Source organism: Pseudomonas sp. p106 (assembly GCF_003936645.1).
Lineage (GTDB): Bacteria > Pseudomonadota > Gammaproteobacteria > Pseudomonadales > Pseudomonadaceae > Aquipseudomonas > Aquipseudomonas putida_E.
In genome coordinates, this window is the sequence record NZ_RHQR01000013.1 from 129,173 (window position 1) to 141,194 (window position 12,022).

At 59.6% G+C, this 12,022-nt stretch carries 14 protein-coding genes; all 14 read right to left on the reverse strand.

Features of this window, described 5'->3' with window-relative positions; genetic code table 11:
* Positions 1 to 35 precede the first annotated feature (35 nt).
* The 14 genes from EGJ09_RS17105 to trbB all read right to left on the reverse strand — a co-directional run bounded on the left by EGJ09_RS17105 (position 36) and on the right by trbB (position 11,923).
* Complete coding sequence (locus EGJ09_RS17105; protein WP_125924428.1) at positions 36 to 341, reverse strand: hypothetical protein; 306 nt, start codon at positions 339 to 341, stop codon at positions 36 to 38.
* Positions 342 to 470: 129 nt separating this feature from the next.
* Positions 471 to 1,076: a muramidase gene (locus EGJ09_RS17110; protein ID WP_125924429.1), complete on the reverse strand. Its 606-nt coding sequence runs from the start codon at positions 1,074 to 1,076 to the stop codon at positions 471 to 473.
* Between the two features lie 11 nt (positions 1,077 to 1,087).
* Positions 1,088 to 1,390: a TrbM/KikA/MpfK family conjugal transfer protein gene (locus tag EGJ09_RS17115; protein ID WP_115273240.1), complete on the reverse strand. Its 303-nt coding sequence runs from the start codon at positions 1,388 to 1,390 to the stop codon at positions 1,088 to 1,090.
* A gap of 13 nt (positions 1,391 to 1,403) precedes the next feature.
* Positions 1,404 to 3,119, reverse strand: a complete 1,716-nt coding sequence (gene trbL, locus EGJ09_RS17120; RefSeq protein WP_115273239.1) for a P-type conjugative transfer protein TrbL — start codon at positions 3,117 to 3,119, stop codon at positions 1,404 to 1,406.
* A gap of 14 nt (positions 3,120 to 3,133) precedes the next feature.
* Entirely contained in the window at positions 3,134 to 3,379 is a 246-nt protein-coding gene (trbK, locus tag EGJ09_RS17125; RefSeq protein WP_115273238.1) for an entry exclusion lipoprotein TrbK, read from the reverse strand.
* A 9-nt stretch (positions 3,380 to 3,388) separates the two neighbouring features.
* Positions 3,389 to 4,168: a P-type conjugative transfer protein TrbJ gene (gene trbJ, locus EGJ09_RS17130; RefSeq protein WP_125924430.1), complete on the reverse strand. Its 780-nt coding sequence runs from the start codon at positions 4,166 to 4,168 to the stop codon at positions 3,389 to 3,391.
* A gap of 21 nt (positions 4,169 to 4,189) precedes the next feature.
* Positions 4,190 to 5,578, reverse strand: a complete 1,389-nt coding sequence (locus tag EGJ09_RS17135; protein ID WP_115273236.1) for a TrbI/VirB10 family protein — start codon at positions 5,576 to 5,578, stop codon at positions 4,190 to 4,192.
* Positions 5,579 to 5,584: 6 nt separating this feature from the next.
* A complete protein-coding gene (locus EGJ09_RS17140) occupies positions 5,585 to 6,028 on the reverse strand; it encodes a conjugal transfer protein TrbH (protein ID WP_256658444.1) in 444 nt (147 codons plus the stop codon).
* 2 nt (positions 6,029 to 6,030) lie between these two features.
* Positions 6,031 to 6,921: a P-type conjugative transfer protein TrbG gene (gene trbG / locus EGJ09_RS17145; RefSeq protein WP_115273234.1), complete on the reverse strand. Its 891-nt coding sequence runs from the start codon at positions 6,919 to 6,921 to the stop codon at positions 6,031 to 6,033.
* Between the two features lie 10 nt (positions 6,922 to 6,931).
* Positions 6,932 to 7,696, reverse strand: coding sequence for a conjugal transfer protein TrbF (locus tag EGJ09_RS17150; protein ID WP_115273233.1), 765 nt, complete (start codon positions 7,694 to 7,696; stop codon positions 6,932 to 6,934).
* On the reverse strand, positions 7,693 to 10,251 hold the full coding sequence (locus EGJ09_RS17155) for a VirB4 family type IV secretion/conjugal transfer ATPase (RefSeq protein ID WP_115273232.1): 2,559 nt from the start codon (positions 10,249 to 10,251) through the stop codon (positions 7,693 to 7,695). Before EGJ09_RS17155 ends, EGJ09_RS17150 begins: the two co-directional genes overlap by 4 nt.
* A complete protein-coding gene (locus tag EGJ09_RS17160) occupies positions 10,248 to 10,559 on the reverse strand; it encodes a conjugal transfer protein TrbD (protein WP_115273231.1) in 312 nt (103 codons plus the stop codon). The genes EGJ09_RS17155 and EGJ09_RS17160 overlap by 4 nt, the downstream gene beginning before the upstream one ends.
* 3 nt (positions 10,560 to 10,562) lie before the next feature.
* Entirely contained in the window at positions 10,563 to 10,958 is a 396-nt protein-coding gene (gene trbC, locus EGJ09_RS17165; RefSeq protein WP_115273230.1) for a conjugal transfer system pilin TrbC, read from the reverse strand.
* Positions 10,959 to 10,972: 14 nt separating this feature from the next.
* On the reverse strand, positions 10,973 to 11,923 hold the full coding sequence (gene trbB / locus EGJ09_RS17170) for a P-type conjugative transfer ATPase TrbB (protein WP_305955519.1): 951 nt from the start codon (positions 11,921 to 11,923) through the stop codon (positions 10,973 to 10,975).
* Between the last annotated feature and the right edge of the window lie 99 nt (positions 11,924 to 12,022).

Below are 12,022 nucleotides of genomic sequence, written 5' to 3' on the forward strand. Positions count from 1 at the left end.
GGGGCCGCCAGGTCAGGAATTCTGCTTGTTGAGGGTTACGATCCGGTCACTGACCCCGTCACCGGCAGCACTGATGAGGCGCTCAGGAAAGCGTCGCTCTTGTGCAGCAATGGGGAACCCTTCAACGAGTCGCCCGCTGCACGGATGGCGAGCGCACCAAAGCTTTCACCCATGGCAGAAACGCTTTGTGCCCGTGCAGCAGGATCGTCGTACGGTTTCTTGAACCACGTTGCAATCTGGTATTCGACGTTTTGCGACTGGAAGGCTCGGTTCAGATGGTGGGCCAACGCGAAGAGCGTTTCCTTGGCCAGCGTCGGATCGACGTCATTGGCCTTCAGCACGGCCTCAAACCGCTTGCCGGCCGCCTCGATCTCTTCTCTCCCTCATCCGCCTCACGGCGGGGTCCGTGTTGATGTCGTGGCACGTGTTTGCCCCCTCGCATGGACCGAAGAATAACTGATTGGTATCCATCACCTGCTCCCCATCACCAGGCCGCGAGGGACATATCCTGACGTTGCGGCGGGCTGCGTTGTAACCGGCTGCTTCACAACAGCCGCCTTGACCGCCGGGGCCTTTTCAACAGCCGCCGCCGGAACTTCGCCGGGCACGCCGGAGAATACCGCACCCTGCGCCACCTGCTGGGTGGCAAAGCGTTCATCCAGCCAGTCGGCCCACCAAGCGGCACGGCGCATCACCTGCTGGCGGTAACGGGCATTGATCGCAGGGGTGCGTGAGTGGTAGTTGGCGACCCGCGTCCACAGGTCCCCACGGTCATTGCGCACATGGCCACGAATGCGCCAGGCGGCCAGTTCGTAGGAATAGCAGCCACCCTGTTCCACATCCTCGGCGGTGATGCCGTAGCGCGACAGCTCGCGCAGGTAGGACGTGTTGAACTGCATCGGCCCGACATCATAGGTGCCATTGCTGTTGCGCACCCATTGGCCAGGCTTGCCGCCTTCCTGGCCGGACACGGCCAGGACGATGTTCACCGGCAGCTCGTATTTGACTGCCGCCATGATCGAGCAGGCGATAGGTTCGCTCAGGGCCGGGGGCGGAACGTCAGCGACGAATGGCATCGTGGCGCGCCTCAGATGACCTTGCCGAACTTGTCGTTGATCGACTTGGTCGCGCTCGGGTCGGCCTTCGGGCAACTGTCGAGGAAGGACTGCCGCGCGTTGGCGGTTCGGCTCAGTTTGATCTTGCCTTTCTTCTTCTTGACGATGTCGAAGTAGTCAGCGACGGGGCCGTCGCAGTTTTCCACCACACCGGCGCCCTTGAGCTTGCCCCACATGCACAGCACGGTCGCGCAGGGGTCCTTGGCCTCGGCGGGGAGGGCGATGGCGAAGGTGGCGGCCAGTCCGGCCACCGGAAGAATTTTTGCGATTTTCATGAGCACTCCATGTTCAGGTTTTGTCCTGCTTGCTTTCACTGAAGCTCTGCACTTCGGCATCCGGCTCGAAATCACGACTGGCCGAGCGAGTATCCATTGCTGCGTGCCGGCTAGATTCAGAGTCGGAGATCTCCGTGGCAAGCCGTCCGCCCAGCGTTTTGTCGATTCGCGATTGGGAAACGCGGCCAGTGCCAGAGGCAAGGTTGGCCGTCATCTGAAGGGCAATTCGGCCTGCGTTGCCAATCTTGCTGGATGACGAACTGGAAGTGCCCTCTCCTTTGCCGCCTTTGGCGCCGGAGCCACCACCACTGGCCGCCTGGCCACCTGCATCACCGCCACCTTGGCCCCCTGAACTGCTATCACGGCTTGATACGGTTCCGGCTGTTCCGGCCGCACCGCCTTCAGCCCCTTCTCCTGAAGATGCTCCTGTGCCGCCCGCCGTTTCCGCTGACTGGCCAGAGGACGATAAAGCAGGTGCCTGATCTACGGGCGAAAATTCTCCACCCGCAGAAAATGCCGTCTGCGCTATTGCGCCGGACGAAGAAGATGAAGTGCCCATTACGGAACCAAGGGGGCTAGCGCCGCCGGGGCTGCTTGAGCCAGGGCTCGCGCCGCTGTGGCTCCCCGGCCCTCCCAGCATTCCACTGACACGCGAGGAGATGTCCGTCCCGGCAGAAACACTCGACTGCGCCCCCTTGAAGGCAGAGGTCAAAGCTTGCATGCTGCCAACTAGGTTCGTTCCCCCCGTCATCATCGACGATGCGCCCTTACCCATGTAGGACGCAGCGGTAGTTGCCGCGCCCACAGCTGCACCTGCACTGAAATTGCCGATACCTGTCGAGGCGCTGCCCGCACCTCCAACCAGCGCCGCAATCATCGGGGGTATCTTGTTTACCAAGAATAGCAGCAATACCGATACGACCAGCATGACCGCAAGCTCCTGCACGGCGACATCGTCGCTAATTTTACTGGCAAAGGTCTGGATAAAGTCCTTACCAATAGCGATCAACAAGACCATGGCGAACAGCTGAGCGCCCACACCAAGAACAGCTCGGTAGTAATTCGTGGCGATATCTGAAGTCCAACGAGAGCCACCGAAGCCCAAGAAGAACACGCCCGCGTAGAGTAAGAACCAGCTTGATGCGAGGAGCACCAAAAGGTTGATACCGACGATCGCCAATACCAGCAAAATGGCGATAGCCATAAACTCCATACTTATTTGGCGCCCCATTTCTCGCCAGCTGAGCTGGTCAGTAGCTTCCACGGTTCGGTCATAAAGCTCGAAGCCCAGATCGACAATGCTGGATGGCTTCAAATCGGTGCTGCCCAACTTGCCAGCTTCAGATCCAAGTTGACTCAAGGATCTGACGATCGAATCGGCGATTTGCAGACCGCCCATGGCATTTTTAAGTAGCCACCAATAGAAGCCGAACACCACGAGGAAACGAATGAACTCTGAAAAGAACTCTCCCATCTCGGCCTTGCGCATTACCATCATACCGAAAGTCCAGACCATCGATATAGTTGCCAGCGCAAGGAACAACCGTTCAGCCGCCGACTGGATGGCAGGCAACCACTTCTCGGTTGCATTATGAAACCTAACAAGCACCTCATTCATGATACCTGAGCTGCCCAACTGACTGTCTGCCGCAAGGGCAAGCGTCGGCGTTGCAAGGCAAAAAGCAACCAGCAGTACTGTCAGGGTCAGTTCCCGACGCTTACCAATCATCAGACTAGTCCACCTTAGAATTTGTCTTCAGGGCTTTTTTCAAACTTCCACTTGGTCATTTTCTTCGCTTTGAGGAAGCTATTGCAGGCGGCAGTGAATTCATTTCGGCTGGCTTCCTTCGACAGACTAGCCAAGTTCTTTTCGTACATGTCCGGCGCGCAGTTGTCCGCCGTAGGCTCAGGTACTTTTTCCTCCAGGCACCCTGCTAGGGTAACGGCCATGCCTGCAGCAAGCACCAACTTATAATATTTGAATTTCATATGTATTCCTCAATAATCATCTTCAGGGCTTTTCTTATATTCCCAGGTGGTCAGCTTTTTCGCTTGGGCTTGACCACGGGCTTTCTCATCCAGCTCAGCTGCAGCTCGGTTAGCCTCCGCGGACTGCTGCGCCAGCATCAGCGTTCGCAACTGCAACAGTTGGTTCGCTTGCTGGCTGGACAATTGATTAGCGTATTGAATGGCCTTGACCTGACCGTCGGCGGTCGTTGCAGCTTTTTGCAGGTTCTCCAACTGTGAGGCGTCAGCCTTTAGATTTTCCTGCTGTTGCTTGATGCTTTTAAATAGGGCGTCATTGGCCGTTTTTTGCGACTTAGATGTCATTTCTTCATGCTTCACGAGCGCTGCCCGATCGGCATCCGTGCACCCACCGCCACTAAAGCATGGCGAGCTGCGGTAGTAGCTGGTGTCTTGGAACTTATCCAAATAAGAATCAAGACTACCCGCCTGATTGGTGTAGTAGTCGAGCATGTCTTGGGCTTGCATCAGCTTATTGATAGTTGCATTAGCCTCATCCCAGATATACGCCGCCGGCGCCGCCGTATTTTTGAGCATGTTCTCGTACTGATCCAACTGGGTCTTGTACTGATTGATCTGGGTCATGTACTCCTGAACCTGCTTGGTCGTCTGTGCAATGCTCTCCACAGAAGTTATCTCGTTGAGGACGACATTCGCCCCATCAATCACAGGAATCCCAGCGCTCGCCTGCAGGGTAAATCCAATCCCGGCCAACAGCGCAATGGCAGGTTTCAACAAGTGCGTGGGCTTCATGTTGCTCTCCTTGGCGGTTTATCAGTAATCGAAAGACTGGTAAGGCTTCGAAAACGTCAGGTCCTTGGTCACCATCACGTTAAAGCGATAGCCCGGACGGATTTCGAGGGTCGGTGCGATGTTCAGGTTCTTCGAGATCATCTGCGCGGTCACTTGGCCCAGTTGCTGGCCGAGTGCTTCACTCATGGCGCTGCTAGCGGTCTCGCGGTCGCTGCTGTCACTGCTTGCGCGGTCCTGGCTGAGGCTGATGCCAGCGACGATGCCAGACATCAACAAGGCCGAACCGAAGATCCGCACATAGTGGTTGTTGACCTGGTCATGCATGCCCGAATAGCCCGCAGCATCTGCACCTGGCATCGAGCCGATATCCATCGCCTTGCCATCAGGGAAGATGATGCGCTGCCACGCCACCAGTACACGCGACTGGCCATAGGAAACGTCGCTGGAGTAGGCGCCGACCAGGCGCGAGCCCTGGGGTACCAACAGGTGCTTGCCGGTAGGGGTGTCATACACGGCCTGCGAAACCTGGGCCATGATCTGCCCGGGCAGCTCTGAGTTGATACCAGAAACCAGCATGGCTGGGATCACGTAGCCGGCACGCAGTTCGTAGGGGCTGCGCGGTGCTTCTGGCGCAGAATTCAACTGCCAACGGTCGCCATTACCGGAATTGCCAAACTGGCTGTAGTCCTTGCCTGTGCTCGCTGCGGCCTGCATCAGGAACGGGGAATCACCCTGCGCAGTACCACCGGCCCCACCCCCGCCGATACCGGCGGAGCGCAGCTCAGCCAACCTTGCCTTGAAGGCTGTATTGGGGTCACTGCGCGATTGTTCATCCAGACGCTGACGTGCCGCGGCGATACGAGCCAAGGCATCTTGCTGGCTGACTGGAGCGCCGGCACCTGCGCCGATGCTCGAACCCGAACTGCGTGGTGCCTCGACGCGCACGGTGCTACGTGCGCGAACTGCATCCTGGAACTGCTGCATCTTCATCCGGCGAATGCGCTCCAGCTCATCGGCATCAACGTCAGGCGGCAGCTCGCGCGGTGGCATCGGCGGCGCATCCAGATTGGTAGGGCGCACTACCTGCAAGGCCGCCGGCTGGGCTTGTACATTGTCCAGCACCGGCACGACCGGTGGTTCGGCCTTGCTGGGAATGATGCCGTCAGAATCGATGCCTCTGATCTGCTGGGCGAACAGGCTACTGTTGCCAGCCTTCTCGGCTTCTTTTTCCACCGGTTTGTTCTGGTTCTCAGCGCGGTCGGCCGCGACCATCAGCATGATCAGCAAGAAGACCATGGCGGCGCCGCCAATGATGTACATCGGCCAGTTGTTGACCCGACGCACGCCGCTGCTGCGATTCAGCTTGCCGGGGGACGCGTCCGGTGACATGACATCGTTCATGTTACTCATTTCCTATCACTCCTTGCGCACCCAGGCGCCGGCAGCCAACAGCCGGCCACTCTGTACCGCATAGATGCGGCTCAGCGACTCACGGCCCACCAGCAGAGTGACACGCAAGAACTCGCTGTCCTTGGGCGCATCGACGATGTAATTGACTGGCAATGGCGCAATACCGCCAGACGGTGCCGGCGCTGGCTGAGCTTGAGGGTTGAATTCCTGCACCGAGAAACCAGAGGCACGCAGTGCACTGACCAGCGAGGTGCCGTAGCCGTCCGGCGTTTCCTGGTTGATCCGCAGCCGCGTGCTGGCCGGCGGGTGTACGACGGCCAACTGGCGTACGGAGGCGCTAGCCAACTGCTGGTTGATCGCCGGCGTAGTGCGCTCGGCGAAGTTGCCATAGGGGCCGCTGGCGCAGGCGGCAAGCCACAGGGTGGCGAACAGGGCAATCCATGCGTGCATCATCATTTACCTCGCTGGATGGTGACACGGTCCTGCGACTTGCCGACGCCGGCAATCAGGATGGCCTTGTCGAACACGGTATCGACGATGTAGCGGTCGCCCTGGATGCGGTAGTTGACCATCACGGTCTCATCATCCTTGAACCAGCCACCGTCCTTGCGCACTACCAACAAAGAAGGTGCTTCGGTCTGGGCCATGCTGCGCGGCATCTGGATGATGGTCTTGGTACCGTCGTTATATACCCGCACCGGCTTCCACGAGGTATCGCCACTGACGGTGTATTCGAAGCTCAGGTTACCCAGGTACTCGCCGGTTTCCGGGATGGTTGCCTTCTTGCGCTCGGTCGCTTCGCGGTTCTTGATCAGGTTCCACTTCGCAAGTGCCTCTTCCGGATAGGTGAAGGCAACCTGCGGCATGTACTGGGTACGGTGCGAACGCAGTTTGAAGTGGTAGGTACGACGATTGGTGGTGACCACCAAAGAGGTCTCAAGACCAACATCCATCGGCTTGATGATCAGGTGCTGGACCTCGCTCTCACCCATGCCAGTGATCGCCGGTTCGACCGTCCAGCGCGCGGTGTCGCCGAGGTTGATCGAGTTGACCTGCTCCCCAGCCTGCAGAGCAATGTCGCAAACCTGCAGCACGGCACAGACAATGCTCGGCTGCTGGGCGCCGAAAATGAAACGAGCAGTGCCGTCGCCACCGTCCACCGGCTTGATGCCTGTGGCGCTGGCCTGCTGCCAGCGCTGAGAAATGGCCAGCGCAGCCTTTTCCTGCGGGGTCAGCGTCGGGTTGGCATCGGAAAAGTACAGATCGGCCTGGCTGGTTCCTGGCGCGGCCTGTGCGAACACGGGCAAAGCTGCCGCGAGCATTGCGCAGAGGTAACGGTTCATGGTCGGTCCTTCAAAGTTGCTTGGACCAGGAGAAGTCGCGCACGTAAGTCCCGATCGGGTTCATCCTTACTTGCTCTTCGCTGGTCTGGGTAGTGGGTTCGGCGGTATAGGTGGTCACCAAGGCGCGCCAGTTGGCCTTGCCCTTGATCAGTCCCTGGCGGTCGCGGGTGACTTCCTCCCAGTCCACCTGCCAGGTTTCCGGCGTCTGCTGCATGACTGAACGGATATCGACGCTGACAGTTTCTTCAGCGGCGCGCAGGAAGGGGCTCGACTCTTTGGTGCCGTTGAGCCACTCGTTCATCTTCTGCGTAGCCGGATCGTTCGGCCCAAGCAGAGCGTAAAGCCGGAAGATCGATTTACGCAGTAGCGCGACGTCCGGGGTGACAGTGCGTGCATCGGCGACGAAAGAGGCGACCTGCGACTTCACCACTCGCAGGTCTACCGGCCGTGCCATTTGCGCAGGCGCCACAGCCATGGCCTGGCCGAGTTTGTCGACTTCCACCACGTAGGGCACGAACTTCGACTGGCTGCCAATATGGATGATGCCGCCGACTCCCGCGAGAGCGACCATCATCGACAGGATGCCCACCACCTGCCAGGACTGGCGAGAGGTGACGACACTGCCAACGTGGTCATTCCAGGTACGCCGTGCGGTCAGGTACGGGTTGTCGAGCACCGCGCCCTTGGGCTCGCCGCTCTTGGGTTCCCCGGTTTTTGCGGAATCTTTGGCGGGGCGTTTCATGACCATCCCCTTGATGCTTTCAGCGAGGCTCATGCGGCCACTCCATAGTCATTGAGTCTCAGACCCCTGGCCGCCAGCCACTCTGCCACCCAGGCATCACCGTATTTGGCTTCCAGGCGCTTGATGGCAGCCACGGACTCTTTGTCGGACGAGCCGACGAAGGCCAGGGCCAACGGGCCCAGGGCCAGGTCGTAGAGGCGACGGCCGTTTTCCGACACGTAGTAGTACTGGCGCTTGGGGATAGCGGTGGCGAGGATCTCGATCTGCCGGGCGTTCAGGCCCATACGGCGGTAGAGGGCAGCAGTGTCCTCATCGCGGGCATACACGTTGGGCAGGAAGATCTTGGTTGCAGTGGATTCGACGATGACGTCGAGAATCCCCGAGTTGGCCGCATCCGACAGGCTCTGGGTGGCCATCAGCACCAGGCAATTGGCCTTACGCAGTACTTTCAGCCACTCACGGATCTTCTCGCGGAAGGCCGGGTGGCCGAGCATCAGCCAGGCTTCGTCGAGGATGATCACTGCTGGCTGGCCCTTGAGCGCGCACTCGATACGGCGGAACAGGTACAGCAGCACCGGCAGGGCGTACTTGTCGCCCAGGTTCATCAGCTCTTCGATTTCGAACACGGTGAAATCTGAGAGCGATAGCCCATCTTCTTCGGCATCGAGCAGGTGACCCATAGTGCCGTCGACCGTGTACTGGCGCAGGGTCTCGCGAACCGATTCGTCCTGCACGATGATGCAGAACTCGGACAGGGTACGCGAGCCGTCGCGGTACATGGTCATCACTGCGTGACCGATTTCGTTGCGCTGGGCGGCGGTGGTTTCCAAGCCATTTAGCGCCAGCACGGTGTCCAGCCACTCCATCGCCCAGGCGCGGTCACCCTTGGTTTCGAGGAACTGCAGCGGGCAGAAGGCCAAACGCTCGTCGTCCGCCGCCACGGTGAAATGACGCCCCGACTGGCCACCGCTTTCGGCACGAATACCGGCCGCCAACGGGTACATGGACATGCCTTTGTCAAAGGCGAAGATCGACATGCCCTTGTACCGGCGCAGTTGGGCCGCGATAAGCGCCAGGTGCGTCGACTTACCGGCACCGGTGGGGCCGAACATGAAGGTGTGGCCCAGGTCACGCACGTGCAGGTTCAGACGGAACGGCGTGGCACCACTGGTTACGCAGTGCATCAGTGCCGGCGACAGCGGCGGGTAGAGGGGGCAGGGCGCATCGGCGCTGCCGGTCCAGATGCTGCTGGTGGGCAGCAGGTCGGCCAGGTTGAGGGTGTTGATCAAAGGCCGACGCACGTTCTCCACGCCGTGACCGGGCAGGCTACCGAGGTAGGCGTCGAGGGTGTTGATGGTTTCGATACGCGCGGCGAAGCCCAGACGTTCGATGGCTTTCTCGACACTACGTGCGGATTCTTCCAGCTGGGCGCGGTCCTCGCTCATGAGTACCACCACGCTGGTGTAGTAACCCTGCGCGACGAGGCCGGAGTTGACCTCGGCAATCGCATCGGCAGCGTCCTGCACCATGGCCAGGGCGTCCTGGTCGATGTTGCCGTTGTTGGTGTTGAACACCTGGTCAAAGAAGCCGCGGACCTTCTGCTTCCACTTCTTGCGGTACTTCTCCAGGTGCTGAACCGCCTCGTGGGTGTCCATGAAGATGAAACGGCTGGACCAGCGGTATTCGCAAGGCAGCTCAGCCAATGCCGAGAGGATGCCTGGGGCAGACTCCAGCGGGAAACCTTCGATGGCGACTACCTGGACAAAATTGCGCCCGATCTTCGGCACCACTCCGCCCCAGAGCTCCTTGCCGCCGATCACGGCATCCAGGTACATCGGGTTGCTCGGCAGCAGTACCGGTTGGCTGACGCCGGTGACACAGAACTGCACCCAGCTCAACAAGTCGTCATGGGTGATTTCAGCACCTTCCTCGGTGACCATGCGATTGCCCTTCAGGCGCGTCAGCTTGAGTACCGAGGACAAGCTGCCTTCGACGCTGAGGCAGTCACGCTTGAATTGCTCAATCAGATTACGGGTGCGTGCCTTGTGGTCCGGTGGCGCAGCGTCATCGTCGAACATCAGTTCTACGAACTTCTGCTGGGCCAGCATCGGAGGGAAGTAAGTGAGGGTCAGCACGAAGTAGCCCTCGTACATGGTCCCAAGCGATTCGAAGTACGCTCGGCGCTCCTGATCCATCGCCTCAGTCAGGCTGTCGGCAAAATGCGATACGCCTTTGGCGGAATAGTTCGAAGCCGGGCGGCGAACCGCATCGACGTGAATCATCCAGCCGTTGCCCAGTCCGGCCAAGGCCTGGTTGATACGCAGTGAAACCAACTCGCGCTGCGCGTCAGTGCTACTGGCGTTGTCATCACCACGGTACAACCAGGCTGCCATGAAGGCACCGTTCTTGCCCACGATCACGCCGTCATCAACCATCGCTGCATGGTTCAACAGGTCCGCAAGACCAGCATCCTTGGAGCGATGCTTTTTCAGCTTGAGCTCGGCATCCACCTGCAGCAGGCGCTGAACCAGCAGCAGGACCAGCAAGGCACCGAGGGCTGCGATGGCATACGCAATACCTTCGATCATTTGTATTGATTTCCCTGACTTGGAGGATTTTCCCTGAACGGTGTGCTACGCGCCGAGTAATACGACTTGTAGCGCCTGTGACGCAGGTAGACGGGACGCATCTTCGGGTCGGACTTGGCCATCACGCGGAGCATGAACAGCGCGCCGAACCACAGCACCAGGCCGACCACGGTTGCCCGCAGCTCCTGTGCGCTGAAGATCAGCGCGAAGGCGAGCAGGCCGGAGAACATCACCAGTTCGCGATCCCCGCCCATGAACAGGTTGTCCCGGTTGCCGGCCCGCCGGATGGGAATCGTGCGCAGGGCCATGGTTCAGACCTGACCCTGTACCAGGCTGTGCTGCGGCAGCAACTGAGCCAGCTCGGCGCTGGTACCGAAGAAGCCGGTCATGATGTTGTTGGCACCCACGATCAGCGCCATCACCAGCACCAGGAAGATCAGGGTACGGAAGAAGCCGTTGAGATCACCGCCAAAGATCAGCACGCCACCGGCAACCACGATACCGATGATCGACAGGGCGAAAGCGACCGGACCGGTGACCGACTCACGCAGGGAGGTCAACCAGCTTTCGTACGGAAGCGAACCGCCGCTGCTGGAGGCTGCGAACGCGTGCTCCGGGGTGATCGTCACGGCCAGCACCAAGAAGCAGAAGGCCAGATAACCAAACGTTTGGGCGTTTAAACGGAACAGCGAAGTGTTGGCTTGCATGTGCAGTGTTTTCCTTAAAGATTGCGCATGATGTAACGGCCGTTTTCGTACCCGGAAACCTCGAGGATTTCCTGGATGCGGCGGCCTTCTGGGGTTCTGGCGATAGAAATGACGACGTGAACCGCTTCGCCAATCAGCGGCTCGATGTCGGCCGGGGCCGATTTGTTGCGGGAAACCAGGGATTTCAGACGGGTCAGGCCTTCGCTGGCGCTGTTAGCGTGCAGGGTCGCCGCGCCGCCGGGGTGGCCGGTGTTCCAGGCATCGATCAGGTCGAGTGCCTCCTCGCCACGCACCTCGCCGACCAGGATGCGGTCCGGGCGCATGCGCAGGGAGGTCTTGAGCAGGTGGGTCATGCTCACATCGACGGTGGTGTGGTACTGGACGAAGTTCTTCGCCGCGCACTGGATTTCGCCGGTGTCTTCGATGATGAACACGCGCTCGCTCGGAAACTCCACGACCATCTCGTTGATGACTGCATTGACCAGTGTGGTCTTGCCGGTACCGGTACCGCCGATGACAAGGATGTTGCGGTGATCACGGATAGCACGCTTGATGGCATCGCACTGGATCGGCGTCATGATCTGCGACTCGACGTACTGGTCGAGGGTGTAGATGGCCACTGCCTTTTTACGGATGGCGAACGTTGCTGCCCGCACCACCGGGGGTAGCTGGCCGGCGAAACGCGAACCGTCCAGCGGCCATTCACCTTCGAGCAGTGGCTTGCTGCGGGTCACTTCCTTACCGTGGTAGCCCGCCACGGTCTTGATAATGGACTCTGCCTGCGCCGGGCGAAGATCACCGATGTGCTTCATCGGCTGCCCCAGCTTTTCGAGCCACAGCTTGCCGTCGCCATTGCACATCAGTTCGACGGTCTGCGGATCGTTGAGCGCATCAATGATGAGGGGGCCGGCATCGCGCTCCAATTTTTTCTTGGCGCGATCTTTCAGGCTGGCAGTTTCTGCAATATCCACACTAATCGTCCATGAAATAAATGCCGCCCACAGTAATGGGCGAGCGACTCAAGCTCCCTGCCAGTGCAGGTCATCGAACTTATGGCGAATCGA

Bases quoted from the DNA above. Each gene is read 5' to 3' on its own strand.
- EGJ09_RS17140 (WP_256658444.1), bottom strand. From the start codon at position 6,028: ATGCACGCATGGATTGCCCTGTTCGCCACCCTGTGGCTTGCCGCCTGC.
- EGJ09_RS17135 (WP_115273236.1), bottom strand. From the start codon at position 5,578: ATGAGTAACATGAACGATGTCATGTCACCGGACGCGTCCCCCGGCAAG.
- trbG (WP_115273234.1), bottom strand. From the start codon at position 6,921: ATGAACCGTTACCTCTGCGCAATGCTCGCGGCAGCTTTGCCCGTGTTC.
- trbK (WP_115273238.1), bottom strand. From the start codon at position 3,379: ATGAAATTCAAATATTATAAGTTGGTGCTTGCTGCAGGCATGGCCGTT.
- EGJ09_RS17160 (WP_115273231.1), bottom strand. From the start codon at position 10,559: ATGGCCCTGCGCACGATTCCCATCCGGCGGGCCGGCAACCGGGACAAC.
- trbL (WP_115273239.1), bottom strand. From the start codon at position 3,119: ATGATTGGTAAGCGTCGGGAACTGACCCTGACAGTACTGCTGGTTGCT.
- EGJ09_RS17115 (WP_115273240.1), bottom strand. From the start codon at position 1,390: ATGAAAATCGCAAAAATTCTTCCGGTGGCCGGACTGGCCGCCACCTTC.
- trbC (WP_115273230.1), bottom strand. From the start codon at position 10,958: ATGCAAGCCAACACTTCGCTGTTCCGTTTAAACGCCCAAACGTTTGGT.
- trbJ (WP_125924430.1), bottom strand. From the start codon at position 4,168: ATGAAGCCCACGCACTTGTTGAAACCTGCCATTGCGCTGTTGGCCGGG.
- EGJ09_RS17110 (WP_125924429.1), bottom strand. From the start codon at position 1,076: ATGCCATTCGTCGCTGACGTTCCGCCCCCGGCCCTGAGCGAACCTATC.
- EGJ09_RS17155 (WP_115273232.1), bottom strand. From the start codon at position 10,251: ATGATCGAAGGTATTGCGTATGCCATCGCAGCCCTCGGTGCCTTGCTG.
- EGJ09_RS17150 (WP_115273233.1), bottom strand. From the start codon at position 7,696: ATGAGCCTCGCTGAAAGCATCAAGGGGATGGTCATGAAACGCCCCGCC.